The sequence below is a fragment of the Thalassospira sp. CH_XMU1458 genome (assembly GCF_037027205.1).
Classification (GTDB): domain Bacteria; phylum Pseudomonadota; class Alphaproteobacteria; order Rhodospirillales; family Thalassospiraceae; genus Thalassospira; species Thalassospira tepidiphila.
Window position 1 is genome coordinate 669,638 of record NZ_JAYMDW010000003.1, and the last position, 26,440, is coordinate 696,077.

At 55.2% G+C, this 26,440-nt stretch carries 27 protein-coding genes; 20 read left to right on the top strand and 7 right to left on the bottom strand.

What is annotated here, in order from left to right; genetic code table 11:
- Nucleotides 1-149: 149 nt before the first annotated feature.
- From WBY09_RS17095 to WBY09_RS17145, 11 genes are all read left to right on the top strand, one after another.
- Entirely contained in the window at nucleotides 150-686 is a 537-nt protein-coding gene (locus WBY09_RS17095) for a flagellar basal body-associated FliL family protein (protein WP_008890398.1), read from the top strand.
- Nucleotides 687-728: 42 nt separating this feature from the next.
- On the top strand, nucleotides 729-1,880 hold the full coding sequence (gene fliM / locus WBY09_RS17100) for a flagellar motor switch protein FliM (protein WP_063087511.1): 1,152 nt from the start codon (nucleotides 729-731) through the stop codon (nucleotides 1,878-1,880).
- 3 nt (nucleotides 1,881-1,883) lie between these two features.
- Nucleotides 1,884-2,576, top strand: coding sequence for a DUF6468 domain-containing protein (locus WBY09_RS17105; protein WP_286790917.1), 693 nt, complete (start codon nucleotides 1,884-1,886; stop codon nucleotides 2,574-2,576).
- Nucleotides 2,577-2,727: 151 nt separating this feature from the next.
- Complete coding sequence (locus tag WBY09_RS17110) at nucleotides 2,728-3,456, top strand: MotE family protein (protein ID WP_197146878.1); 729 nt, start codon at nucleotides 2,728-2,730, stop codon at nucleotides 3,454-3,456.
- A 219-nt stretch (nucleotides 3,457-3,675) separates the two neighbouring features.
- On the top strand, nucleotides 3,676-4,062 hold the full coding sequence (locus tag WBY09_RS17115) for a response regulator (RefSeq protein ID WP_008890394.1): 387 nt from the start codon (nucleotides 3,676-3,678) through the stop codon (nucleotides 4,060-4,062).
- A 35-nt stretch (nucleotides 4,063-4,097) separates the two neighbouring features.
- A complete protein-coding gene (locus tag WBY09_RS17120; RefSeq protein WP_064788592.1) occupies nucleotides 4,098-4,739 on the top strand; it encodes a protein phosphatase CheZ in 642 nt (213 codons plus the stop codon).
- A gap of 11 nt (nucleotides 4,740-4,750) precedes the next feature.
- Nucleotides 4,751-5,635: a flagellar motor protein MotB gene (locus WBY09_RS17125; RefSeq protein WP_231959694.1), complete on the top strand. Its 885-nt coding sequence runs from the start codon at nucleotides 4,751-4,753 to the stop codon at nucleotides 5,633-5,635.
- Nucleotides 5,632-6,357, top strand: coding sequence for an OmpA/MotB family protein (locus WBY09_RS17130; protein ID WP_008890391.1), 726 nt, complete (start codon nucleotides 5,632-5,634; stop codon nucleotides 6,355-6,357). The genes WBY09_RS17125 and WBY09_RS17130 overlap by 4 nt, the downstream gene beginning before the upstream one ends.
- A 2-nt stretch (nucleotides 6,358-6,359) precedes the next feature.
- The gene (locus WBY09_RS17135) at nucleotides 6,360-9,830 is read left to right on the top strand and encodes a tetratricopeptide repeat protein (protein ID WP_336233381.1); all 3,471 of its coding nucleotides are present in this window, start codon (nucleotides 6,360-6,362) and stop codon (nucleotides 9,828-9,830) included.
- 99 nt (nucleotides 9,831-9,929) lie between these two features.
- Nucleotides 9,930-11,249, top strand: a complete 1,320-nt coding sequence (locus WBY09_RS17140) for a tetratricopeptide repeat protein (RefSeq protein ID WP_008890389.1) — start codon at nucleotides 9,930-9,932, stop codon at nucleotides 11,247-11,249.
- Between the two features lie 239 nt (nucleotides 11,250-11,488).
- A complete protein-coding gene (locus WBY09_RS17145) occupies nucleotides 11,489-12,757 on the top strand; it encodes an NAD(P)/FAD-dependent oxidoreductase (protein ID WP_336233382.1) in 1,269 nt (422 codons plus the stop codon).
- A 50-nt stretch (nucleotides 12,758-12,807) separates the two neighbouring features.
- Here WBY09_RS17145 and fliP read toward each other — a convergent pair whose 3' ends face one another.
- The 5 genes from fliP to csrA all read right to left on the bottom strand — a co-directional run bounded on the left by fliP (nucleotide 12,808) and on the right by csrA (nucleotide 15,448).
- Complete coding sequence (gene fliP, locus WBY09_RS17150; protein WP_336233383.1) at nucleotides 12,808-13,632, bottom strand: flagellar type III secretion system pore protein FliP; 825 nt, start codon at nucleotides 13,630-13,632, stop codon at nucleotides 12,808-12,810.
- Nucleotides 13,629-14,015, bottom strand: coding sequence for a FliO/MopB family protein (locus tag WBY09_RS17155; RefSeq protein WP_336233384.1), 387 nt, complete (start codon nucleotides 14,013-14,015; stop codon nucleotides 13,629-13,631). Before WBY09_RS17155 ends, fliP begins: the two co-directional genes overlap by 4 nt.
- A 185-nt stretch (nucleotides 14,016-14,200) precedes the next feature.
- A complete protein-coding gene (locus tag WBY09_RS17160) occupies nucleotides 14,201-14,536 on the bottom strand; it encodes a flagellar protein FliT (protein WP_008890385.1) in 336 nt (111 codons plus the stop codon).
- Nucleotides 14,533-14,949, bottom strand: a complete 417-nt coding sequence (locus WBY09_RS17165) for an EscU/YscU/HrcU family type III secretion system export apparatus switch protein (RefSeq protein ID WP_008890384.1) — start codon at nucleotides 14,947-14,949, stop codon at nucleotides 14,533-14,535. The genes WBY09_RS17160 and WBY09_RS17165 overlap by 4 nt, the downstream gene beginning before the upstream one ends.
- A gap of 232 nt (nucleotides 14,950-15,181) precedes the next feature.
- Complete coding sequence (csrA, locus tag WBY09_RS17170; RefSeq protein WP_008890383.1) at nucleotides 15,182-15,448, bottom strand: carbon storage regulator CsrA; 267 nt, start codon at nucleotides 15,446-15,448, stop codon at nucleotides 15,182-15,184.
- Between the two features lie 159 nt (nucleotides 15,449-15,607).
- Here csrA and WBY09_RS17175 point away from each other — a divergent pair, with 159 nt between their 5' ends.
- The 7 genes from WBY09_RS17175 (at nucleotide 15,608) to WBY09_RS17205 (ending at nucleotide 22,184) form a co-directional block, all read left to right on the top strand.
- Complete coding sequence (locus WBY09_RS17175; RefSeq protein ID WP_232308331.1) at nucleotides 15,608-16,135, top strand: flagellar basal body protein; 528 nt, start codon at nucleotides 15,608-15,610, stop codon at nucleotides 16,133-16,135.
- A 23-nt stretch (nucleotides 16,136-16,158) separates the two neighbouring features.
- Nucleotides 16,159-16,566, top strand: a complete 408-nt coding sequence (flgC, locus tag WBY09_RS17180; protein ID WP_063087529.1) for a flagellar basal body rod protein FlgC — start codon at nucleotides 16,159-16,161, stop codon at nucleotides 16,564-16,566.
- Between the two features lie 45 nt (nucleotides 16,567-16,611).
- Nucleotides 16,612-16,938: a flagellar hook-basal body complex protein FliE gene (gene fliE, locus WBY09_RS17185; RefSeq protein WP_064782344.1), complete on the top strand. Its 327-nt coding sequence runs from the start codon at nucleotides 16,612-16,614 to the stop codon at nucleotides 16,936-16,938.
- Between the two features lie 185 nt (nucleotides 16,939-17,123).
- Nucleotides 17,124-17,393 (top strand): flagellar biosynthesis protein FliQ, encoded by a 270-nt coding sequence (gene fliQ, locus WBY09_RS17190; protein ID WP_063087530.1) that lies wholly within the window; start codon nucleotides 17,124-17,126, stop codon nucleotides 17,391-17,393.
- Nucleotides 17,394-17,420: 27 nt separating this feature from the next.
- Nucleotides 17,421-18,209: a flagellar biosynthetic protein FliR gene (fliR, locus tag WBY09_RS17195; RefSeq protein WP_336233385.1), complete on the top strand. Its 789-nt coding sequence runs from the start codon at nucleotides 17,421-17,423 to the stop codon at nucleotides 18,207-18,209.
- 50 nt (nucleotides 18,210-18,259) lie between these two features.
- Nucleotides 18,260-19,330: a flagellar biosynthesis protein FlhB gene (flhB, locus tag WBY09_RS17200; protein ID WP_064782343.1), complete on the top strand. Its 1,071-nt coding sequence runs from the start codon at nucleotides 18,260-18,262 to the stop codon at nucleotides 19,328-19,330.
- Between the two features lie 229 nt (nucleotides 19,331-19,559).
- Entirely contained in the window at nucleotides 19,560-22,184 is a 2,625-nt protein-coding gene (locus tag WBY09_RS17205) for a hybrid sensor histidine kinase/response regulator (RefSeq protein ID WP_336233386.1), read from the top strand.
- A gap of 36 nt (nucleotides 22,185-22,220) precedes the next feature.
- Here WBY09_RS17205 and WBY09_RS17210 read toward each other — a convergent pair whose 3' ends face one another.
- Both WBY09_RS17210 and WBY09_RS17215 read right to left on the bottom strand, forming a co-directional pair.
- On the bottom strand, nucleotides 22,221-23,258 hold the full coding sequence (locus tag WBY09_RS17210) for a sodium:calcium antiporter (RefSeq protein ID WP_336233388.1): 1,038 nt from the start codon (nucleotides 23,256-23,258) through the stop codon (nucleotides 22,221-22,223).
- Nucleotides 23,259-23,343: 85 nt separating this feature from the next.
- Nucleotides 23,344-24,243, bottom strand: coding sequence for a DMT family transporter (locus WBY09_RS17215; RefSeq protein ID WP_197146888.1), 900 nt, complete (start codon nucleotides 24,241-24,243; stop codon nucleotides 23,344-23,346).
- Nucleotides 24,244-24,931: 688 nt separating this feature from the next.
- Between WBY09_RS17215 and WBY09_RS17220 the strand changes: the two genes are divergently transcribed.
- Both WBY09_RS17220 and WBY09_RS17225 read left to right on the top strand, forming a co-directional pair.
- Nucleotides 24,932-25,363 (top strand): hypothetical protein, encoded by a 432-nt coding sequence (locus tag WBY09_RS17220; protein ID WP_336233390.1) that lies wholly within the window; start codon nucleotides 24,932-24,934, stop codon nucleotides 25,361-25,363.
- 383 nt (nucleotides 25,364-25,746) lie between these two features.
- Complete coding sequence (locus WBY09_RS17225) at nucleotides 25,747-26,250, top strand: hypothetical protein (RefSeq protein WP_336233392.1); 504 nt, start codon at nucleotides 25,747-25,749, stop codon at nucleotides 26,248-26,250.
- Nucleotides 26,251-26,440 lie beyond the last annotated feature (190 nt).

The following is a 26,440-nucleotide window of genomic DNA, read 5'->3' on the forward strand; positions in this document are numbered from 1 at the left end:
GCTGAGATGGGAATATTTGCCGCTGTGACAAATCACCAATAGACCGAAACGCAACATATTTTTAACGTGATAGCGTTATGGCTTTTAATCCGGCACAGTGTTTGCTGGATCAGGAAGATAGAACTTCAAACGCAGGAATTCGCGAAGCGATGGGTGACGACGTCGACGAAATCGAAATGGACGAGGGTGGCGGTGGCCGAAGCAAGAAGATGCTGGTCGTGGTCATTCTGCTTGTGCTGCTTTTGCTGGGCGGTGCTGCGGCGGCGTATTTCACCGGCATGCTTCAGCCGGTGATAGACATGCTGACCGGTGGCGGTGGCGAGCAGACCGAGGAAGTCATCACAGAGGATTCGATTGAAAATGACCCGGGCGTTCCGGAAAATGTCGGCTTTGTCGACTTGCCGGAAATTCTGGTCAATCTGAATACCGGTGGCGGAAAGCAGAGCTACCTTAAAATCCGTGTCAGTCTGGAAGTCGCCGATCAGGGAATGCTGCCGCAGGTCGAACAGATGATGCCGCGCATTGTTGACAACTTTCAGGTCTATCTTCGCGAACTGCGTCCAGAGGATCTTTCCGGCTCCGAAGGGATGTTCAGATTGCGCGAGGAACTTTTGATCCGGGTGAGTGCCGCGGCCAAGCCTGCGAAAATAAACGACGTTTTGTTCAAGGAAATGCTGGTACAATAATCTTGTAGCAGCCCGAGTGCCAAATTCAGGAAGCAATCGCTGATGGCTGATGAAGACGAAGATGATGATGCTCTCGCCGCTGAATGGGAAGCCATGGCAGGCGGCGATGACGAGGGTGGAGACGACGGCGGCGAGGATATGGCCGCCGAATGGGAATCCATGCTCGGCGATGATGACGGCGACGATGATGGCGGCGGCGACGATATGGCCGAAGCCATGGGCGGCGGTACATCTGCGCGCGTTCTGAACCAGGACGAAATTGACAGTCTTCTCGGCTTTGATGACGGTTCGGGTGCAGGCGATCAGTCGGGTATTCAGGCCATCATCAACTCGTCGATGGTGGCCTATGAACGACTTCCGATGCTTGAAGTCGTGTTTGACCGCCTTGTGCGTATGATGTCGACATCCCTGCGTAACTTCACATCCGATAACGTCGAAGTCTCGCTTGATAATATCCTGTCGCTGCGTTTCGGTGATTATCTGAACTCGATCCCGTTGCCGGCGATGCTTGGTGTTTTCAAGGCAGAGGAATGGGATAACTACGGGCTGCTGACCGTCGATTCAGCGCTGATTTATTCCATCGTGGACGTTTTGTTGGGTGGGCGTCGCGGTACGGCGGCCATGCGTATTGAAGGTCGTCCCTACACCACGATTGAACGTAACCTTGTGGAACGTATGATCCACGTGGTTCTTGGTGACCTTTCGGCTGCGTTTGACCCGCTAAGCCCGGTGACATTCCGCTTTGAACGCCTTGAAACAAACCCGCGTTTTGCCACCATTGCCCGTCATGCCAACGCCGCCATTGTGGCCAAGCTTCGCATTGACATGGAAGACCGTGGTGGTCGACTTGAACTTCTGATCCCTTATGCGACGCTGGAACCGGTGCGTGAACTTCTTCTTCAGATGTTCATGGGGGAAAAGTTCGGTCGTGACTCCATTTGGGAAAACCACCTCGCAAATGAGCTGTGGCAGACCCATGTTAATCTATTGGCGGTTCTTGATGAACAGATCATGGCCCTTGGCGATGTCCTCAACCTTGAAGTTGGGAACAGACTGGTTCTTAATACTGGTCCGACCTCGCCTGTCGAGGTTCGCTGCGGGGATGTGCCGTTGTTCAAGGGGTTGATGGGGCGCAAGGGTGACAGGATTGCCATTCAGGTTCGTGATCGTGCGCGCATAAACGAGGAAGACTAGCTGATGGACTTCGCGTTCTATCTGGATCTTGTGATGATCGTGCTGTTGGGGGCAACGATTGTCTATGCGATTATTCTGAACCGCAAGCTGGCAGCTTTTCGGCGTAGCCGCGAAGACATGCAGAACTTCCTGACCGCTTTCAATGCCGCCAATGAGCGCGCCGAAACGTCGATCACCGCCCTTAAGGAAATGGCGGAGCAGTCTGGCGAACGGCTGCGTGAGGATATTGAAAAGGCCGGCGCGCTGAACGAAGACCTGAGCTTTATGGTCGATCGCGGTGAAAGCATTGCCAACCGTCTGGAAAAGGCTGCGCGCGACGTTAATTCCGTGCGTCGTACCGCTGGAAATGCGGCCGATGGCATCGCTGCTGGCGGTGATGGCGGAAAATCGGCCGGGGCTGGCAATGCCGGTCTTGGGCGGATGAAGGCGGCCAAAGACCGCAATGATGTAATTGACGACCGTGATCGCGTCGGTGTTGAAACCCGTGCCGAAGAACTTGCCGCCAGAATGGTCGGCGAGATCGAGCGCGGGGGAAATGGCCCGGTCGATGATGGCTATGACCGTGAAGAGCCCGCGCGTTCGGGGGGATCATATGGCAGTCGGGCGGATGTGTCCGATCCCTATGATCAGGATGAAGATGCGGGACGTTCCGAGGCAGAACGTGAATTGCTGGCGGCCTTGCGGTCGGTTCGATAGGAAGTTTCAAGCAACGAATTTGCGTTGTTGTCGGTCTTGAGATTGCGAGTTTTCTATATATCTAATGGGTAGGATCCCGTTCCACTGGAACGGACAGAAATCAATCGGGAAGGAGCATGGGCACTTTGTGCCGACATGCTTGGGTGTGTGAATGTCAGGTGTGCGTATTCTGCCGTTGGTCGTTCTGGTTGGCGTGATGGTGCTTTCGATGCGGGTGGTCAACCTGTTTTCGTATGACTCCGCCAAGCAGGAAACGGCAGAGAATAAAGGTGTCAGCGTGGTGCAGATGGCCCAGGCGCAGGCACCGGCACCCGATCCTGCTGCCGAACAGGCCGCAACACCGGAAAATGGCGATCCGGGTCTGGATAACCCGGAAGGACTGACCATGGAAGGTGAGCCGATTGACGGTGTCACGGGTAACCCTGACGTGCCGCCGATGCTGGGCGGTGACCCGACCCTTTTCACCCAGGAAGAAATTGACCTGTTGCAGAACCTGTCTGTCCGCCGTGTCGAGCTGGACCGCAAGGAGCAGCGCCTTGACGAACGCGAAAGCCTGATTGCCGCCGCCGAGGCGCGCATCGATGCCAAGATCGAGGAAATGAAATCCCTTAAATCGGCCATCGAAGGTCTGGTCGAAACCAAGGAAGCGCAGGAAGACGATCGGATCAAAAAGCTGATCAGCGTTTATGAAAAAATGAAGCCGAAAGATGCGGCTCGCATCTGGAACGATCTTGATATGGATATTCTTTTGCAGGTCGCACTGGGCATGCGCGAAGCCAACACCGCAGCGGTTCTGTCAGAAATGACGCCGGATCGTGCGCGCGCGCTGACGTCCGAGCTGGCCTACAAGCAGGATATCAATATGTTACCGCTTCAATAGCGGAATGCTGCAAAGGATTGACCGCACGGCCCGAATGGGAAAGAGTGGCCGTTGGGGGGGGATTTTTGAGCGAAGACAACGTGGTGGCGAATTTAATCGTGGGTTAAACATCTTGATTAACCAATATTAAATAGGTACATCACGATTATTAGGGGCCTTGTTACTATGCGGAAGTATGGTAGGCAAGGGTGGGAGATCAGATAGCTGATGGAGTTGTGAATGGCCGTCGATCCGAATATGCCGATCCTGATTGTGGATGATTACAAAACCATGTTGCGTATCATCCGTAACCTTCTGCGGCAGCTCAACTTTACGAATATTGAAGAAGCGACCGATGGTAGCATGGCGCTTCGCAAACTGCGTGAGGCTCCGTTCAGCCTCGTGATTTCCGACTGGAACATGGAGCCGATGACCGGTCTTCAGCTTCTGAAGGAAGTCCGCGCAGACGCAAAACTGAAGGATATGCCCTTCATCATGATCACCGCTGAAGCCAAGACCGAGAACGTGGTCATGGCGAAAAAGGCAGGCGTCTCCAACTATATCGTCAAACCGTTCAACGCAGAGACGTTGAAAGGCAAGATGAAGACTGTCATTGGTGATTTCTGATCAGGAGCGCGGGGCAGGTGTCCCGCGATACCGCTATGTCTAAGGCGACCAAAGACGAACTACGTCAGTTGTTGAATGATCTTCAGGCTCGCCTTGATGGTGATGACCTGAAGGTCGAACAATTGTCCGATCTGATGGATCAGTTGTCGCGCTTTATGGGCGATAAACCGACCGATGATCAGAAACGTTTGTTTGGCGAGCTCGATGAGCTTTCCGGCATCATTCGCAAGATGAAATCGGAAATCGCCTCGCTTCGTCCGGACGATATCAAGGCCGAGTATATCCCCAACGCAACCGACGAGCTTGATGCCATCGTCGATGCGACCGCCGGGGCGACGCACGAAATCCTTGATGCCATGGACACGCTTGAAGAATTCGCAAGCACCTTGCCGCCAGAACAGGCCGAAATCGTGACCAGTGCAACGATGCGCGTCTACGAAGCCTGTAACTTCCAGGATATCACCGGCCAGCGCACCACCAAGGTGATCAAGGCCCTGAAATCCATCGAAGAACGGGTTGAAGGGCTTGTGACGGCATTTGGTGATGAAATCGCCAAATATGCTGCCGCCAACCCGCGGAAGAAAAAAGAACTGGAAGGCGAAGAGGCTTTGCTGAACGGTCCGCAGCTTGAAGGAAAAGGCGTAACGCAGGCCGACATCGACGCGATGTTTAACTAAGTGGCGTTATCATGGCGGAGATAGAGGACGATGGACCGACACCACCTTCCCCCCCTACAAACGGGGCAGTGGCGTTGTTTCTGGCGCTCTATCTTCTTCTGCTAGCCTTTTTCATTCTGCTCAATACCATTTCGACCTTTGAAGAGGTCAAAACCCGCGAAGTGCAGGAAAGCCTTTCCTCGGCATTTGCGGCCATTCTCCCGCCGACAACCAGTTTGCAGACCGTGACCTCCATCGAGGGGCCAACGGTATCAGCACAGGAAACCCAGGACAAGCTGGGGCATCTTTTTGAGACCGCCATCAAAGTGGTCCGGGTTGAAGTCATTCAGCCGGGCAAGCTGATGGAGGTCATCATGCATGTCGATCAGCTGTTTGATACCAATTCCATTCTGGTCCGCGAAAGACAGGCCGATTTCATGCGCCAGCTGGCCGAAGTGCTAGCTGATGACGATGGTTACGCCTCCTACGAGATGGAAATGGTCATGGGCAGCCAGATCGAAGACAAAGGCACGATCCAGATTGAAAACAATCTTCAGATCGCCCAGGCCGGATCATTTGCCCGCGAACTGACCGATGTCGGCGCACCCGAAGACCGTTTCTTTGTCGGGATTGATCCGGGTGCCGACCCGTTCATCGTGACATTCCGCTTTTTCTGGAATTTCGGTCCCAAGGAAGCGCCGGAACCGATCAATCGTAACGGCAATGGAAATGAAACGCCTGCGGCAACGCCGACCTCCACGACGCCGGACTCTGGCGCGAATGGCGGTGGTTCGGGCGGGCAGACGGGTGCTGTCGCGCCTCAACAATTCATGATCCCGCCGGCAAATGGTGGCGCGCAGCCATCCATTTCCCAGCCGATCCCGCTTGGACCACAAGCATCGGGAGGTGGCGGATGAGCGAAGACGCACCACGCAAGCCAGAGGTCAAGGGCCCACCGCCCTGGATGCTTAGTCTGGCGGATCTGATTTCGCTGCTGCTGACATTCTTTGTCATGCTGTTTGCCATGTCCAAGGTCAAGATCGATCGCTGGGACGAGGTCGTTGATGCCTTGTCGCAATCAATCAAACCGTCGCCGGTTGAAGATACCGACGAGCCGATGGCGAACATGAACATTCCGCGTGTGTATCGCAAACCGGCAATGAACCTTGATTATCTCAGTGCCGTGATTGACGACGCGATTGATGACAACCCGGTCCTTGGCGATGCGCGCATGTCGCGTGAAGCCGACAAACTGGTGATTTCCCTGCCGGGTGATATTCTGTTTGTTGCCGGTAGTTCGGATATGACACCCAAGGCGCAACAGGCCTTGTTTGTGCTGGGCGGGGTGTTGCGCAATATCGGTAACCGTATCGGTGTTCAGGGGCATACTGATCCAAGGCCGCTTAGTGGGCGTGGGCAATATGCATCGAACTGGGAACTTTCGCTGGCCCGTGCCGGGGCTGTTGCCAACGAGTTAAAGCAATCCGGTTACACAGATTACATAAATATTTACGGATTTGCGGCATCAAGATACGACCAGCTTCCCAAACTCTTGGATGAGGAGGCGCGATTTGCAATGGCGCGCCGGGTCGACATTGTAATCGAGCCTCACGGGGGAAGCGGGATCGGAGGCACGTAAGTATGGCGAAACTTGCCGTGCGCATCCTGCTGGCGGTTGCAATTGCGACCACCACGGCAATGGTTTTGCCTTATAGCGGAATGCGCCCTGCAATAGCCCAGGTGGCGGACCCTGTTATCATCCGCTCCGGGCTTCATAACGGGTATGGCCGAATTGTTCTGCAATGGAACGAGCCGGTCAATTACACCGCCGAGATCATCGGCGACCAGTTGGTCGTGCGGTTCGATCAGCCATTGGTGGCTTCGTTGCGCGGTGTTCTGACGCCGGTTTCACGCTATATTTCCGATGCATTCTTTGATCCTGATGGTCGCACAATCGCCTTTGTGCTGAGTGACGACTACGAAGTGCGCGCATTTAACGTCGGCAGCAACGTCGTCCTCGATATCCTAGATAAACCGGACGCACCGGCACCCGCAGTACCGACACCGCCGGCGCGTCCCGCACAGGATAACCAAACCCCCGAAATAACCCCGGCGCCGACAACACCGGTTGAAACGGTTGCCGATAACCCGGCAGAACTGGCGGAGCTTGACGTGCGGGTCGGACGCCATCCGACCTTCTATCGGCTGGTGTTTGACTGGCCAAACCGCACCGATTACGTCCTTGAAGGGGCGCAAGGCGCGCAGACCATCGCGTTTGATGCGCCGGCCCGTATCAATGCCAACGATATTTCACGACGCCTGCCCGAAGGTGTGCGTGTGCGCCAGGGCGATACCAATCCGCTGGATGTCGTTGTCGAAACGACCCCGGCACGGCAATTGCGCCATTTCCGGTCTGGCAACAAGGTCGTGGTTGATATCATGGGCGTGCAGCGTGCCCCGGCAACCACCACCGCGCAAACCCGCACGACAGACACACCAGAGGCCGGGGTGACAACCCCAGCCCCGCCTGCGCCCGCAACCCCGTCTGCAACTGCGCAGAACGAAGATGCGGCGCCAGAGGTTCCCGATGCAGGCGTGCCAACGTCCGAAGAGGGCGCGTTTGACCCCAACTCCCCCGAAGCCCTTGCGCAGGCCGCGCAGAGCGCAGGAAGCACGGTTCGAACCAATGGGCAGGCACCGATCGAACGACAAAGCATCGGCGATCTTGTTGTTACTGTTGATCAGACCGCGACCGAACTGACGCTTGGTTTCCCGTTTGGCCAGCCGGGCGGGGCGGCGGTATGGTCGCGCGCCGGGTTCTTGTGGTTGGCGTTTGATGTACGTGCCAATCTCAACCTTGATAATGTGCGCCAACAGGCCGCCCAGATCGTCGGCGTTGTCGAACAGATCGAAAGCCCGTACGCAACGATTGTCCGCATGACAATCCCCGAGGGCATCGGCCTTTACACCGGCCGGAGTGAAACGGGTGATTGGCGCATCACCATGCAGCAAGGCATCATGCAGCCGGTTGAAAAGCTGGGGCCGTCGATTGAATTGGACGAACAGACCCGTGCGCGCCTGATCGTGCCCCTTGAGGATGTCGGGCCGATTATCCCGATTGATGATCCCGAAGTCGGCGATACCCTGCGCGTGACCACGACAACCCAGAACGGCTATGGCATCGAGGTTGCGCTACGCTATCCGGAATTTGAAGTTCTGCCGTCGGTTCAGGGCGTGGTCGTTGCCCCGATGAATGACAGTGTTCAGGTCGCCGGGCGTGATGATGGACAGGCCGTGATTGTTACCGCCGAAGATGGTCTTAACATTTCACCGGAAGGTGCACGTTTGCTGGCCTCGGCAACCGGGGTGCGCGCGCAAACAGGTGATGGTCGCGAAGGTCTTATTTTCGAGCTGGATGACTGGCGGCGCGGTGGTCTGGACCAATACAACAAAACCATCCGTGGACTGCGCCGGAAGATTGCAGAATCCGGTGACGAGCATCGCAACAAGGCGCGCCTTGATCTGGCCCAGTATTATCTGGCGAACGGATTGGGCCCCGAAGCCGATGCGGTGATTTCCGCCATGGAACACGATGATCCGCTGATTGCGCAACGATTGCAGTTCCGTGCCCTTAAGGCAGCGGTCAAGTTCCTGAACCGGGAATATGAAGAAGCCGAACGCCTGCTTGAAGATGAACGCCTGCGCAAGATCCCCGAGATGCAGCTTTGGCGGGCGGTGACCCTGGCGGCGCGCGGGCGTCCGAACGAAGGTGCGCGCGATCTTCTTGAAAGTGTTCATATCCTTGATTACTACCCGCCTGAATTGCTGTCGCGTCTGGTGCCGATTGCGACTGAACAGGCCTTGATCGTCGGCAACCCCGAAGCGGGCATGGACATGATCGAAAAGATGCTGGTGACCCCGGGTCTTTCCGAAAGCAAGATCATGGATATCCAGTACCTCAAGGGTATTTTCGAAGAAGAAGCCGGCGAGCTTGAACAGGCTGTCGCGACCTGGGATCAGGTGGCAGAGGGAGAAAACCGCAAGGCGCGTGCGCACGCGATCTTTGATCGCACCGAACTTCTGATGCGGCTTGAACGCCTGACGGTCGAAGATGCGATCGAACAACTTCAGAAACTGCGTTTTGCGTGGCGCGGTGACGCGTTCGAGATGGCGTTGCTCAAACGTATTGGCGAATTGCAGATTGAGAACAAGGATTTCCGCGAAGGGCTCAATACCCTGCGTCAGGTCGCGATCTTCTTCCCGAATATGCCGGTGGCGACCGAGGCGACCGACATGATGCACAAGACTTTTGAAAACCTGTATCTCGGCGAGGAAATCAATAATATCTCGGCGATCAAGGCGGTTGCGCTATATGACGAGTTCCGCGAACTGACCCCGGCGGGTGACAAGGGCGACGAACTTATTCGCCGTCTTGCCGACCGCATGGTTGATGTCGAACTGTTTGAACGCGCCGAGGAACTCCTTGAACATCAGGTCGACTTCCGTCTGACCGGGGTGGAAAAGGCCCGGGTCGGGGCGCGACTGGCCTTGGTTTATCTTCTTGATAGCAAGCCCGAGGAAACCATCCGCATTATCGACGAGACCGAAGTGCCCGGCGTCTCCGACGAACTTGCCACCCAGCGTCGACACCTTCGGGCGCGTGCCCTGCTTGATACGGATCGCGGTGTCGAGGCGATTGCATCGCTTGAAGGCGACTATTCGCGCAATGCCGAATTGTTGCGGATCGACCATTATCGCAATACCCGCGATTACATGTCTGCCGCCGAGACCTTCCAGCGTCTGGTCGGTGAAGAACCGTTCGATGAAAACGGTATCTCTGATGAGCGTGGCCGATACATGCTCAATTGGGCGGTCAACCTGGCAATGGCTGGGCAGGAACGTACCCTTAACATGCTCAAGCGACGCTATGGCGAAGTCATGGCCCAAAGCCCCTATGCCGAGGCCTTCAGCCTGATCACATCTTCGCCAACCCAAGGGTTGATTGATTACCGGACGCTTGCCGATCGCGTCGACGAAGTAGAAGAGTTCCAAGGTTTCCTTGCAACCTATCGAGACCAGTTGGAAAAGTCGCAGCTTAGTGCTATAAATTAACGTTCAATAACTATATGGTGGCGCCTTTTTCGCCCAACGTGGGTGTAAGCGCTATGATTCTGTTGGATTTTTTTGAGCGGTGAAGAGTGTAGTGCTGTGATGGATCGTGCACTTAAAATGGTCTATTACGATGAGGCAAATGTCGAAAAAGACATTTTTGCCCAGCTTTCGCTTGCCCAAAAGCATTATCTGGGCGACGGCATGCCGCGTGATGAGTCCGCGACCCGCCGCATCCTTGACCAAATTCACAGACAGAGCCGTGCTTTTGCGGCGGTTTGCTATGGCTATATGCGCAGCAAGGGACTTGGCGTTGCCGAGGATCTTGGCGAAGGTCAGCAATGGTACCGCGAAGCGGCGTACTGGTTTAACGAAGAAGCTGCCGCTGGTGGTCCGGTATCGGCAAACAACCTTGGTTATCTCTATGCCAAGGGGCTTGGCGTTCAAGAAAATGCCGAAACGGCGGCGCACTGGTTTGAAGAGGCGATCGAGTTCGGTTCTGTCGCAGCGCTTTACAACCTTGGTGTTTGCTATCTGAACGGTTGGGGCGTGCCGCAGGACGACGAAAAGGCTGTGTCCTATTTCGAACGCGCAAGCGAACTGAATGACCCGTCTGCTGCCAGCGTTCTGGCATACCTTTATCTTGAAGGCCGCGGGGTTCGTCGCGATCCGTCTAAATCGTTCGAGTTTAACATGCGTGCGGCACGTGCTGGCAGTGTCGAGGCCGCATCGGCCCTTGGCTATGCCCTTGGTGTCGGGCTTGGTGCGGAACGCAATATCGCCGAAAGCATCAGCTGGTTTGAACTCGCCGCGAGCGAGGGCGATGCCTATGCGCAGGCGAACCTTGCGATGTATTTCTGCCATTCATCGGATTTGAAACTGTTTGACCGTGGCTGGAAGATGTTGAGCCATGCGGTTAATCAGGGGGATGCATCTGCGAAGTATCAGATGACCCAGATCCAGATTTTCGGTGTACCGCACCGCGAGCCCGATTACGCCAATGCGCTGGACCTTGCCATGGATCTGGCCGAGCTTGGCCATCCGGGCGGTTATCATCTGATCGGTGTAATGTACGAACATGGCCTTGGTGTGCCGGTTGATATGGTGCGTGCGGCGACCTGGTATGAGCGCGCCGCCCGCAAGGGATCGGCAAATGGTCAGGCCGCCCTTGGACGCCTTTATGCCATTGGCAGTGGCGTCGAACAGGACAATATTCTGGCCTATTACTGGCTGAAAATGTCGGCACCGACCGAAGGCAGTCAGGCGCAGCGCGAAATGGGGGCAATCCATGCCCGCATGAGCGAGGACGAACGCAAGGTGGCCGAAAAATACGTGGCGGAAAATCCCGGTCCGCGTCGCGGCAGCTTTGGCCTCAAGCCGCTTGAACAGGATGTTTTCAAATCCGGCCGCCGCCAAGGTTAGGACCGGATATCCGTTGGGCGCCAAAGCCCAAGTCTAGGGAAGACCAAAAGCCGTCCTGCGCTGCAGGCGGCTTTTTTATTTGCTGGCCGGGTTGGAGAGATGGTGTTGCTACCCATGGCGCTGGATACAGGAAAACTAATCCGTTGATGCCATCTGAATTTGAGTTATGGTTTTAAAATCAGTTCGTTAACCAATTCATTTCCGAGTTCCGCCGCAAGGCCCGGATGACCGAGGTCCAAATGCAAGATGATCTGACGTCGGTCTGGGAAGCGACCGCGAATAACGCCCCCGAAACGCAAAAGCCCGAAGGTGAATACGCCTGCGATGTCTTGGTTATCGGTGGCGGTTTTACCGGTATGTCCTGCGCGCTTCAGCTAGCCAAGGGCGGTGCGTCGGTGATTGTGGTGGATACCATCCGGCCGGGCTTTGGTGCGTCCGGGCGTAATGGCGGGCAGGTGATCCCGGGGCTTAAACACGACCCGGACAAGATAGACCGACTTTATGGCGAATTCTCAACCGCGTTTGCCGGTAAAACCGCCGAGACAACATTCAACCTGATCAAGGAAAACGACATTGACTGTGACGCCACGCCAAGTGGCTGGATGCAGGGTTCGGTCAAGCGCGATCACCTTGGCTGGTTGGAAACCCGCATGGGCGAATGGCAGACACGCGGTGCGGATGTCAAAATGCTCGATACTGCCGAAATTCAGTCCCTTACAGGAAGCCAGCGCCTTGTCGGTGGCTGGCTCGATAACCGGGCAGGCCAACTTCATCCGTTGAAATACATTCGCGGTCTGACGCGGGCAGCCCAAGCGGCAGGGTGTCGGGTATTTGCACCGGCACCGGTAAAGCGCGTTAAAAGCATTTCCGGGAAATGGCGTGCCGATATTGGTGATGGCACAGCATCCATTACAAGCGACCATCTGGTGGTTGCAACAAACGCCTATTCCGGCGACCTATTTCCGAAATTGCGCAGAAGTCTGATCCCGGTAAACAGCTTTCAGGTGGCAACAGTACCACTCAGTGAAGAACAGCTTGCGACCGTGCTACCAACCAAAACGCCCGTTTCCGACAGCCGCCGGATTGGTAATTATTTCCGCATTGGTCCGGGCGGACGCCTGATGATCGGTGGGCGGGGATCCTTTGCTGATCCCGTCAGTCGCGTGGCATTTAATGGGATCGTCTCGGAACTGCATGCCTATTATCCTTGGACGAAGTCGGTTCCGATTGAGTTTTACTGGTCTGGCCGCCTTGCCATGACCTATGACCATTTGCCGCATATTCATCGCCCGGTGGACAATATGACGATGGCGGTTGGCTATAACGGGCGCGGGGTGGCGTTGTCGACGTCACTGGGCAAGGCAATTGCCGATAACCTGTTGGCACCCGATACGCCGTTGCCCCTGCGGTTCAGTGACATCAGCCCGTTGATTGCCCATGATATGCATCGTGCCTATGCAACGATTGCGATCTGGTATTATCGCCTGCGGGATTACCTCGAAAGCTGAGATAAGCTGTTTTTCTGTTGTCTGGGATGCGACGTTTTCGGCCCGTCGGCCTAACCGCCGAAACTCTCGACCAGTGATCCGGCAATCAGGTACCAGCCATCCACCATCACAAAGAAGATCAGTTTGAATGGCAGGGAAATGATGACCGGCGGCAGCATCATCATACCCATCGACATCAGGATACTGGCGACCACCATGTCGATGATCAGAAACGGAATAAACAGCAAGAAGCCGATTTCGAACGCACGGCGCAATTCACTGATCATGAAGGCCGGGATCAGCGAGCGCAGCGGGATGTCGTCGGGGGATGTGATTTCCTCGATCCCGGCCAGATTAACGAACAGCTGAAGATCACGTTCGCGGACCTGGGTCATCATGAAATCATGAACCGGTTTGACGGACCGTTCGAACCCTTCGAATTCATCAATGTTGCCATTGATCATCGGCTCCAGCCCCTCGTCCCAGACGCGTTCCAGGGTTGGCATCATGATAAACAGGGTCAAGAACATCGCCAGACTGATCAGAACCTGGTTTGGCGGCGATTGCTGAATGCCAAGTGCGGTTCGAAGCAGGCTGAGAACCACGATAATACGGGTAAAGGAAGTCACCATCATCAGGATGGCCGGCGCGATGGACAGGACCGTGATCAGGCCGATCAACTGGATGAGACGTCCCGATGATGTCACCCCGGGGCCATCGCCAAGATCAAAGTTGAATGATTGCGCATGAACGGTGTCGCCGCCGACCATGATGGCGATCAGCGGGATCAGCGACCAGATTGCGCAAAGCGTTAACCAGCGCGGCGCGCGCCAACCGGTTTTGGCCGGTTTCACATCCTGGTTGCGTGCTGATGGTGATGGGATGCCACGGTTCATGCAGGGGCATTCCTGTCAGTCTGATCGATGTCTTTTGGGCTGTCGGCCGTGATCGAGCTATCCGAGGATGCGGGGATTTCATCGGCAAGGTTTTGACTGCCAAGGATTTCGCTGAATTGTGTGCCGATATTACGTTCGATCACGGTGTCGCCATTCGGGCCAAGCATGACAAGATGTTCGGTATCATCGCGTTTGAGCAGAACCAGACGGCGTTTGGTATCGACCGTGACGACTTCAACAACGGCCAGGCGTCTTTTCACACCACGGCGGTTGATGTTGCGCGCACCGGGTACGAACCGTCGTGCCAGAAGGGCAAACACGCCAATAATCCCCAGCACAAAAAGCAGGGCGGCCACAAACCGGAAATAGGCGCTTAGTTCCATCAGGCAGTTTTCCCCGTCGACAACCTGTGACGCTCAGTTGGCAGGTTGATCTTGACGCGATCACCTGTCTTCGTGTTTCTGTTTACCGTGCCGTGCAAGGTCAGGCAAGGCAGCATCCACATGCGCTGCCCCCCAAAGGTCAATTTCAAGGGCCGGTTTTAAATCAGCACCTTAGTGGGCACGACCTATTTCGTGCGGGCGGCCTGCGCATAGGCATTTGTTGCCTGTGCGGTGTTGCTGATGCCGCGCAGCTGGCGCTGGATGTCGCTATATTCCTGCTGCATGCGGGTTTCGAACTCTGCCAGTTCCTCGCTCAGTGCAGCAAGCAACGGGGCAACATCCTGACGCTGATCCGGGGCCATGGTGCGGGCCTTCTCGCACAGATCGGCAATGCGGCTTTCAAGCGCTGCCAGTTCGACCACTTTGCCGTCTTCAAGGTATCGCTGTCCGGTGCGGATCAATGACAGGACGCGCTTCAGGTCGTTTTTGAACTGATCGGGCTTGTACTGTTCTGGGCTCATGATGGGCCTTCCCCGTTTACGTCATTATTTGGTGTGGCCATGATCTGATCTTCGGGATCGGACTGGCTGCGCGACGGACCGCCATAGATGCGATTGATCCGGTATATATAGTTCAAAATCTCGGCGACGGCTGCAAAGGCTTCAAGCGGGATTTCGCTTTCAACATCGACAGCCATCAGAATTTCGGTCAGGTCACTGTCCTTGCGGACCTTGATGCCGTTGGCAAAGGCGACTTGCAATATCTGTTCCGCAACGCTGCCTTCGCCCTTGGCACTTAATGTCGGGGCATTATCCTTCCCATGCCGATATCGTAGCGCGACCGCCTTTTGGTCATGCGCACCCGGTGCGGCAAGATTTTCCGTCCTGCTTGCCGGGGTGTCGGTAATGTCATAGGTGGGCTTTTTCCCGCTCATTCGGTTCTTCAACTCAGGACGGTTTGCCTTGCCAGTCTGCGGCGATCAACCTCAATAGCGTCGACCATAGACCCAAGATGGTCAACAAATCGTTGTCGCCGACAACTGGGATGTGTTGTCGGGCAAACGACAGTCAGATGACACGGTCGATAAGAAGCGGGCTGAGATGTTCTGTAAGCGGCAAGTCAGAGGGGATAGGATTTAGGCGATCCGTGTGGCCGAGGCATAGTGCCTAATCGTCGCTGGAATCGCTCTTTTTCTCGGACGCGGTCTTGTCGGATGATCCGACAGTGCCGAGGTGGCGAATAAGATCTTCGCTGACTGCTGCCGAACGGTTTTCTTCCTGAATGCGATCATAAAGTTCGCGACGCAGAACCTGAACATCTTCGGGGAAGGTGAAGCCGAGCTTTACGGTCTTGCCGCGCACCTCAACGACAGTGACTTCAATATTGTCATCAATGACAACGGAGTCGCCAACTTTTCGTGTGAGATAGAGCATGCAATGTCCCGGTTTCGATAGATAGATGACAAATATAATTCGTCAGATGAGCTCAATATGCCCGGTTTCATACTCGGGGTCTAGTACCCGCATCGATTAGAACGAAATGCGGGCAAATTCAACGCTGTTTTTATATTTGGCACGCTACGTGCATCTGTGTTGGCAGGATTTATCGGGGCGGCAAAAACGGCCCTTCGAACGATCCGGGTCCGATCAGGGCGTGATGTTAACTTCGGCTTTACCCGCGCACTCAATACTGCAAGACGCGCAGACAAGGAGCAGGAAATGGATATCGGCAAACTTGGCATGTTCGCCAACCTCAAAGAGAAGATGGACTGGCTGACACAGCGTCAGGAAGTCATCGCGCAGAATATTGCCAACTCCGATACGCCAAACTACCGCGCCAACGATCTTAAGGAATTCGACCCGAAGAATATCGGCCGCGACCGTCAGTTCATCCTTGCGATGCAGGCGACCACGCCGGGCCATAGTCAGGGTCTTAACAAACCGCAGAACTTCAAGGACGAGGAAGTGCGCAAGAACTATGAAGTCGCACCGGGCAAAAACGCCGTGATCCTTGAAGAACAGATGGTCAAGATGAACGAAAACCAGGTCGATTATCAGACCATGACCCGTCTGTATGCCAAACAGAAATCAATGTTCATTTCGGCCCTTGGCCGCATTTAACCTGTCGTTAGAGAGTAAGAACCATGGAACTTTACAAGGCTTTTAAAATCTCGGCTGCCGGTATGCGCGCACAGGGTACCCGTCTTCGTGTTGCGGCTGAAAACGTTGCCAACGCAGACAGCCTTGCAACGGCACCCGGGCAGGAGCCGTATCGCCGCAAGCTTCTGACGTTTAAAAACGTCATGGACCGCGAAGTCGGTGTCGAGATGGTCAAGGTCAATAAGGTGATGCCGGATCGCTCTGATTTTGGTATGAGATATGAACCAAGCCATCCGGCCGCCAACGATCAGGGCTATGTTCAGACACCGAACGTTGAAACGCTGGTCGAAATGATGGATATGCGCGAAGCACAGCGTTCATACGAGGCGAACCTCAATGTGATCCAGTCATCGCGCAGTATGTTGCTCAAGACCCTTGATATCCTGCAGTAGGCAGTCGATATAACGGGACAAGAACACGCTTAAGGATTGATACCGATGGTCGCAAGCTTCAACGATGCTATTTCTGCCTACCGCAATGCGGCCGCTGGCAAGACCAACACCGTTACGGAAACCGTAACCGGTACGGGCCAGTCCGTGAATCCGGGGGAAAGTTTTGCCGACATGGTCAAGGGGGCGGCATATGATGCCCGCGATACCATGAAAGTCAGCGAACAGATGACCCAAAAGGCCATTACCGGTGATGCCGAACTGCACGAAGTGGTGACTGCAGTGTCCGCCGCAGAAGTTACCCTGCGTACCGTTGTCTCGGTTCGTGACAAGGCCGTCGAAGCCTATCAGAGCATTCTCAACATGCCGGTTTGATCGGCGTTTTCAGACGCCCGTGATAAAACCGCGCGATCATTCGTGCGGTTTTTGTGTTTTTGGGGAAATCCGCGAGGAAGCGTTTGATAAGTCAGGAAATCATGGCAAAACCCGTGATAAATCCTGTATGAAGGATAAAGGCCCGAAGCGGCCCGCATGACAAGACGGCGAAACAGGAAGACCCGATGGATCAAGCTGAAATCATGGACGTGGCCTATGACGCGGTGTGGACACTGCTGAAAGTCACCACGCCGTTGATGCTGATTGCACTTGGGGTTGGCCTGATCATCGCCCTGTTTCAGGCCCTGACACAAATTCAGGAAATGACACTGACCTTCGTGCCCAAAATTCTGGTGATCTTCATCGCCCTTCTGGTTTTGCTGCCGTGGATGATGACCGAGATGGTTGAATTTATGGGCCGAATGGTTGACCACTTTATCGGGTTACCGAATTAGCGATAAACCCGCCGCCCGCCAGCGTGGATGAGTAAGGCAGTCGAAGACGACATGGATCTTCAAGAACTTCTTACGCTGAATGTTTACGTCGTCCTGATGACTTTCGCCAGGGTGGGGGCGGCCTTTGCCTTTATGCCGGGTATTGGCGCGCGTTCAGTTCCGGCACGCGCGCGCCTGTTGTTTGCCTTTTGGGTGGCGGTAGTCATTTCGCCGTTGGCAGGGCCGCTTTTCCCGCCACAGCCGGCTGATGCGCCGTCGCTTCTGGTGGGTATCGGATATGAAGTCACGGTGGGATTGTTCTTTGCCCTGTTTGCCCAGGTCATGATGGCCGGAATCCAGACTGCCGGGTCGATTATTGCCTATCTGTCATCGATGGCGAACGCCTTTACCGCCGATCCGTTGTCCGGGGCACAAAGTGCTGTGACGGGTAATTTCCTGATGCAGGTCGGGTTGGTGTTGCTGTTTGCCACCGGGATGGATCACCTGATGATCCAGGCGGTGTTTGAAAGCTATACCCTGTTTCCGCCGGGCGGTGTTTTGCCGGCGGGCGATATGAGCGAGTTTTTTGCAAGGGCGCTGAATGACAGTTTCGCGATTGCAATGCAGATGTCGGCACCGTTTCTGGTGGTAGCAATCTGTTTGCAGATTGCGTTGGGTCTGCTCAACAAGTTGATGCCGCAATTGCCGGTGTTCTTTGTCGCGATGCCGGTCCAGATCGCGATCGCACTGCTTTTGTTGACCTTGGCCCTGCCATCCATGATGATGGTTTATCTTGCATATTTCGAGAACGGGCTTGAGGCGTTTCTTAGTCCGTAAGGCAATGAGGGGCAGCATTTTCCCCCGCATTGCCAAGCATGGGTTTACCAATGTCAGAAGAAGACGACAGCCAAAAGACAGAAGACCCCACAAGTAAAAAGCTTGAGGACGCGCGAAAGAAAGGTCAGGTGCCGGTTTCCAAGGAAGTCGGCAACTTCATGATCCTGTTCGGCGGTGGTCTGGTCATGACCATGCTCGGGCCGAGCATGGCCGCAAGCGTGCGCGATCTTGCTGTCGGTTTCCTTGAACATCCGCACCGATTTGACGTCACCCAGGCGGGCATTCCCGGCCTGTTTGAAGACGTGATTTTGGGCATGCTGTGGGTGCTGGGCATTCCGTTTGTGCTGTTGATGTTTTTTGCCGCAGCCGGACACATTGTTCAGAACGGTATCGTTGTGGCGATGGAACGGATCGAACCCAAGCCCGATAAACTGAACCCGCTGACCGGGCTCAAGAACCTGTTTTCGATGAAAAGCATGGTCGAGTTTGTCAAAAACGTCAGCAAGATCATCCTTGTTGGCGTTGTGCTTGGCCTCGTGATCGTGCCTGAACTGATGGACGTTGAACTCTATCCGCAACTGTCACTCGGCCTGACGCTGGAACGCCTGTACGACATGATCGTGATCCTGCTGATTGCGACGATCTCGCTCACCGCTGTGATTGCCGGGCTCGACTTTGCCTATCAGAAGTACGAGTTCAATCAGAAAATGAAAATGTCCAAGCAGGAGATCAAGGACGAATACAAACAGACCGAGGGTAGCCCCGAGATCAAGGCAAAGGTTCGCCAGATCAGGATGGAACGCGCCCAGCAGCGCATGATGTCAAACGTGCCCAAGGCTGACGTGGTTATCACCAACCCGACGCACTTTGCCGTCGCCCTGCAATATGACATCGATACAATGGGGGCGCCTGTCTGTATCGCCAAGGGCCAGGACAATGTCGCGCTTAAAATCCGTGAAGTTGCCGAGGAGCACAACATCACGATCATGGAAAACCCGCCGGTTGCGCGTGCCCTGTTTGCCACTGTCGAAATCGATCAGGAAATTCCGCCAGAACATTACAAGGCGGTTGCCGAGATCATCTCGTTCGTGTTCCGTCAGCGCGGCAAGAAACTCGGATAATTATTGCGTGTCATGCGATCATAGAAATGACGCGTTCAGAGGACAATATTGTTTGAAAGGCAGGGCCGGATTTGGTTCCTGCCTTTGGCATATCTTGTGGGAACTGTGTTCTGTTTGTCGTGATTGCCGGGCCGTCTTATCGACGATAAACTTGCCGGTAGCCAGTCGGGCGATAAGCAGCTAAAAGTATAGACTATTTTGTTAAGTTATTGTCGTTAAAGGCGGTCGCGTGCTGTTTCGGGGGCTTATCCTTGCTGTAAGTGTCGCATTCGTTGCGTTTGTCTTCGTCCTGATGGACGTCTTGGCAAAGGCGGGGCTTGACGCACGTCTGATGTGGATCATCGGTGCGATGGTCACCGGTGTTGCGGTGGTCGCCGTTGCCTCATTGTCGCTGTCTGCAAAGCTTCGCAATGGCGGGCATGACGGGCTTGGCCCGCTGATTTCGGGTTTCGCGAAATCCGATATCGGCGTTGCGCTGATTGATGCCTATGGCCGCACGCTTTACGCCAACCCGGCCTTTTCATCCAAACTCGGCATAGAAGCCGGATCGGACATGTTGTCCGCGCTTGAAGCGCGCCTGTCCTTCCTGGGTATTGGCAGTGAGGAACTGGCTGAATTGCGCACCCGTGCGATGCGCGGTGAGGGCGGGCAGATGTTTGTCGATCTGTCGCGTTCTGAAAAGTATCAAGCCGATAGTGCCACTTCGGATGCGGATGACGAAACCCCCGAAGAAGCCAAAGACGGCGAAGAGGCTGACAAAGAGGGCGACGGCACGCCTGATACGAACAACGCCGCCAATGGTGTTTGTCTTCGTATTTCTGTCACCGCGGCCGATGCGCGTGCCGGCAAGATGCTTTGGACTGTTGACGGTGTCGACAGCGCTGTGATGGCCGATGGCGGATCTTCGTTGCTGTTACCGGCCGAAGAGACCGAGAAGCGCTTTGCCCTGTCGGGGCCGCAGGTCAGTGAAATGGTCGCCAACCTTCCGGTTGCTGAGGCGCAAGGTGGGTTTGAACACGCCGATCAGATGATCGAACGCCTGCCGGTTGGGGTGTGTGGCCTGGATGAAGAAGGCCGCATTCTTTACCTCAACCGCCGTCTGGCAAGCTGGCTGGGCGGAGAGCCCGAAGACTTCAATAACGGGTCTGTCGAACTTGCCGATCTGATCGTTGGTGACGGCGTTAATGGCGAGGTCAAGTTCAAGGTCGCCGGTGGCGAACCCATTCGTTGTTTCGTGACCCATTCAATCAATGCGCCGGGCACCGGGCCTGTGCGCAGTCAGGCCGTGATCTTCCCCGATCCGATGCCGGCCCACGAATGGGAACATGCACTGGCCGAAACCGAACGTCGGGTGCGCTGGTTCTTTGATGAAAGCCCGCTTTCCATCGTTCTGGCCGATATGTCTGGCACAGTCACGGATGCCAACCGCGCCTTTATCGATACCGCCGGTCAGATGCATCACAAGGTTGTTGGTCGTTCGATTCTGGAGCTGATCGTGCCCGAAGACCGTGACGAAGTGGCGCGTTACCTGTCCAAGGCCGTGATGGGCATGGGCAAGGGCGGACAGATTGAAGCCCGCCTTGCCGGATCACGCGGAGTTGCCGCCCAGATTTATCTGCAACGTGTCGCGGGCCGTTCGGGCGAAGCCGGTGCGTTGCTTCTGAACTTCCTTGATACGACCGAACAGAAGAACCTTGAGGAACAATTTGCCCAGTCCCAGAAAATGCAGGCTGTCGGTCAGCTTGCCGGTGGGGTGGCGCATGACTTCAATAACCTTCTGACCGCGATGATTGGCTTCTGTGATCTGTTGCTGTCGCGTCACGGGCCGGGTGATCCCAGCTTTGCCGACATCATGCAGATCAAACAGAATGCCAACCGTGCGGCCAATCTTGTCCGGCAGCTGTTGGCGTTCTCGCGCCGTCAGACCTTGCAACCGAAAATCATCAATATCACCGATGCGCTGGCGGAAATGTCCAACTTGCTGCGCCGCCTGATCGGCGAGAAGATCGATCTTAAGGTCAGTCATGGTCGCGACATTGGTCTTGTAAAGGTCGATCCGGGCCAGCTTGATCAGGTGATTATCAACCTTGTCGTCAATGCGCGCGATGCCATGGCGGGCGAGGGCGGGACGCTGACGGTTCAGACCAGCACCGAAATTATCGACGAGCCGACAGCAACCGGCACCGAAGTCATCCCGCCGGGCGATTATATCGGCATCAAGGTGACCGATACCGGCATCGGCATTCCCAAGGATAACCTGACCCGCATTTTCGAGCCCTTCTTCTCGACCAAGCAACGCGGCGAGGGGACGGGTCTTGGTCTTTCGACCGTCTATGGCATCGTCAAACAGACCGGCGGCTTTATCGCGGTCAATAGCGAAGAAGGCAAAGGCACGACCTTTACCATCTATCTGCCGCGCTATGAGGCGTCAGAGGCCGAACTTGCCGAAACGCAGGCCGTTGTCGAAGAAACCCCGTCACGCGATTTGACGGGCACCGGCGCGATCTTGCTGGTCGAGGACGAGGACGCGGTGCGGACCTTTGGCGCGCGCGCCCTTCGCAGCAAGGGCTATGACGTGCTTGAGGCCAATAACGGTGACAATGCGCTTGAGGTGCTAAACAACACCGACAAGGTCATTGATCTGGTGATTTCGGACGTGGTCATGCCGGGCATTGATGGCCCGACGCTGATCCGCATGCTGCGAGAGAAAAAGCCGGAACTGAAAGTCATCTTTATCTCTGGCTATGCCGAGGATACCTATCGCGACGAGCTTGATGAAGAAAACGGTGTGCACTTCCTACCCAAGCCGTTTTCGCTGAAAGACCTCGCGACCAAGGTCAAGGAAGTGCTTTGAGGCGTTTACGCCACGGGCCAGCCCGCCAGATAGAATCTAGGCCGCCAGATAGAATATTGATCCACCATAAAGTGCCAGCATAGCGAAGCTTTCCCAGCCGATATTGCCAATGCCACGGCGTTCGCGGTTGAGCATACCTAACAGCAATACCCCACTCATCAGGATGACCAGCGCGATGGTGAAGATGTGCTGATCGGTAAAGGCGGCATAGATCGACCCTTCGCGATAGGCAAAGTCGGATGCGGCCAAAAACAGCACATCAAAAGCATTGCCGCCGATAATGTCGCCAACTGCCAGATTGACCGCCCCCATCCGCACAGCGGCAATGGCCGAAACAAATTCCGGGAAGGATGTTGAAATCGCAGTCAGGAAGGTGCCGACGGCGGTCTCGCTGATCCCGGTAACCGCAACGATTGCAAGGCCGGCCTGCCCGATGACGTGACCGGCAATGGCGGTCAGAAGCGCGAAGGCAAGAAATTCAACCCATAGCCGAACGGAGCTTTCCGGGTGGGTGTCGGCTTCGTCATGTTTGGCGTCTTCTTCGGTCAGGTCGGTTTTCTTGGGATGCCACATCGGTTCATCGCGGATTTCCGACAAAAGGTTCAGACCAAACGCATAAATGATAAACAGCAGGATCGATGCCGGGTGAATATGAAAAATGATCCATTCCGGCCCGGCATAGGCCAGAAGCGGCACGGACAGCATGCTTAAAAGAAGGGTGGTTTGCGCAAGGCCGGTAGCACTTGCGGCGGCATGTTCGAGATTGCCCTTGCGATAAACCAGATCGGCAATTGCCAGAAAGGTTGTCTGGGCGGCGATCCCGCCAAGGGCGTTGCCAATCGCAAGGTCGGTATGGCCCTGCCATGCGGTCGTCACCGACAGGACACTGCCCGGCAGGCTGGTCGACATGCCGACAAACAGTGCGCCTGCAATGATTTGCCCCATGCCGGTGCGCTCGGCCAGTTTGATGGCAATCCCTGCAAGTCGGGTCCCGGCAAAACCGATAATCAGTGTGCAGACCGCAAAGGTCATCACAATTATGCCGAGCGACTGCTGGCCAAGGTCAAAGGGCATGCGCTGCTTTCCGTGATCAGAGAGGACTATCTAGTCTAACTTCTCACAGGCCAGCTTGTTCCTTGGCGGATGTGGTGCGCGTGGCTTACGGAATTTCAGGGACGCTCGGACGCGGACGCATCCACGCAGGCACAAGGTTTAACACCAACGCGCAGCCCACCATGATTGTGACCCCGCCAATGAACTGCATGGCGGAAAGTTTTTCACCCAAAACTGTCGCTCCGATAAAGACGGCAATCACGGTGACCAGAAACTCAACACTGATCGCGCGGGTCGGCCCAATGGAGGCGACCAGTCGGAAATAGGCGATATAGGTGCACACACTCATCAAAACTGCGGCAATGACCAGATACAGGTAATCCATGGCAACCGGTGTGCGTTCCAATGGCACGGCAAAGATCAGCGGAAAGGTCATCAATCCGCCAAACAGAAACGCGCCGATGGTGGTTTCCCAGTTGCCACTGTTGCGCAGATGACGGCTGGCATAATTGCTGCCAAAGGCCGCACACAGGGCGGCAAGGATTGATGCCACACAGCCAAGAGCAAATTCGAACGTGACCGGGACGGCGGGGAACCCGACCAGCAACACAATGCCACTGATGCCAAGCACCAAGCCGGCAAAGCCCTGTCTCGTCGTGCGTTCAAGGCCCCAGAGTTGGCTGATGATCATGGAAAACAATGGAATGGCTGCGACAAAAATGGCGGCCATCGCAGTCCCGATCCGCGGTGCAGCATAGGAAAGGCCGATCAGTTGCACGGCAACCGTGGTGGCACCGACAATGGCAAAGGGGCGCCAACCAGCAGAAAAATCAAGTTTGCGGCGAAACAGTCGGGCAAGAAAGTAAAGCGATCCGGCGGCAATCAGGGCGCGGAAGGTGACGGCACCGACCCAGCCAAAAGCCTCGACAATTTTAACAACAACGAGGAATGACAGTCCCCACACGATGGCAAGGAACAGGTAGCGGGCGATATCCCCTGGTTTCATAGAGGGTGTCCGGAATATGGGGCGTCGTGCATCCAAGGGGGATGCAGGGCGGCACGGTTAAAAACTTTGGTGGCTTGGTGGCGCTGCTTTCCCGATTTTCGGGCCAGCCGCGCGCAGATGGTGCGCGCCATTTTTTCATCGGTCAAGCGCGGAATGCTTGTAATTCCAAAACATCGGGGGGTGCAGCATGTCGCACTCGGGACAAGATGTATCGATGCTATGAAGGATATGCGCATTCGGCGCTGGTCACATCATACAATAAGACGTATCGTTTGGTCTGTTGCGGTGCAAACGCCAGAACAAACAAGTTCCAGAGCATTCCAAAATTGCGGAACCTCGGCGAACAAAAAAGAAAATAGACCAAAGCCTCTTGGGAGTATGTATGGCCCGCTATTCAAGCCACAGGTTTGCCCGAAACTGTGTTTTTGCAGTGATATGTTTCATTGCCCTATTGCTTTCTTTCCGGCTTTTGCCCGCTGCCAGTGCAGATGAGAAATGTATTCGTATTGCAATGCCGGAAATCTACGTGGATCAGCAAAAAATCGAGCTCTATCGCAAGGCGATGGCAGACGTTGGCCTGTGCGTTCATCCCGAAGCCATGCCGCAAACACGTGCGGTGGCAGCACTGAATTCCGGGTAACTTGAAGGGGTTTTTGCATCGCGTGAAGATCTGCCGGAACTTGTTAGTGTGCCATTGATTTCCGGTGATGTGCTGCTTGGTCGATTGGCTGGATATCTTGTTGTGCGCGACGGTCCCGTCAATGGTATTTCAGATCTCACCACAGAGGTCCTTGGCGTACCGCTTGGCGCGACCTGGTGCACCAAGCTTGTTGAGCAATACGCCAACGTGATCAGGGTACCGCGCGGTACGGCGATGTTAAAGGAAATGCTGGCCGAAGGGCGCATTGATGCCATGCTGGCGGATGCTTATTCGCTTGGTCTTGCGGGCGGTGTGCCCGAAGGATACAAGGCGATTGAGGTTGATCATTTTGATGTGCATAGCTGGCTGAAAGCCGAGTTTGCCGATATCAAACCGCAATTTGACCGCGCCACGCGCGCCTTTCTGGCAAAACTTGGTATTACGATATCATGTTGCGATAAGGCGGCGCCTCCGAATTGAAACTACAGAAAACAAATAACTTGTCCTAGCCAATTGGCAGGTTTGAAGATATCGTCTGCAGCAGTGGGCCATAACGCTCCGAAAAAATTACACTTGTAGGCCAACTGCAAGGAGAATTTCCCGGGATACGGTCACTCAACAACCGTTCGGTGCCGTGGGAGTCTGAAATGGTGCGTTTTCAATTTCACAGGTACGTCAGGTCCTGTGTGCTTGCAACGATTTGTATTGCAGCTCTTTTCCTTTCCTTTACCCTGTTTCCAAGCGCGAAGGCACAGCAGCCATGCCTTCGTATTGCACTGCCCGAAACGGCCATTGGCCCGGTCGGGCCGGACGTTTATCGCGCGGTTATGGACGATGTCGGCCTGTGTGTTGATCCAGTACGAATGCCGAACGCGCGCGCATTCATGGCCTTACGCTACAATCAGGTCGACGGCGTATTTGCGATGCTTGAAGAATTCGAACAAAGCGTCGGTACACCGGTTGTGCGTGGCAACGTCCTTGTCGGCAACCCCGATGGTGTATTGGTTGTCAAACGCGACGGACCCAAAGCAGTGTCCGAACTGACCATCGAAGAGATCGGTGTTTGGCTCGGGGCGTCATGGTCGGAAAAACTTCTTGAACGCTATGACCACGTTGTTCGCGTGCCGGGGGGGCCTGAAATGATGAAAAAGATGCTTGTTACAGGGCGTCTTGATGGCATGCTAGTGAATGCTTTTTCTCTTGATCTCCGGGGTGGTGTGCCAAACGGTTTCGTGTCTATTCCCGTGAAAAAGCTTGCGGTTTACAGTTGGCTTCGCGCAGAGCATGCTGAGCTTATCACTATGTTTGACTCAGGCACGGCCAAATATCAGGAAAGAATAGTTGCCTGGGCCAAAAAACCTTCCTGACCGCCATTTGTTGCTGCACTGCGACTTATACGTTTGCCTTGGACGATTGGCAAACAGGCGCTTGCGCTTGATTTTGGATTGCACTTATAGTTTTCCCTAACGGCAAAAGCCGAAACCAAAGAGCAATGAAAATGACCCGACCGCGAACAATGACGGCGGGCAGATCAGGTAGGCTCTCAACATGTCCCGC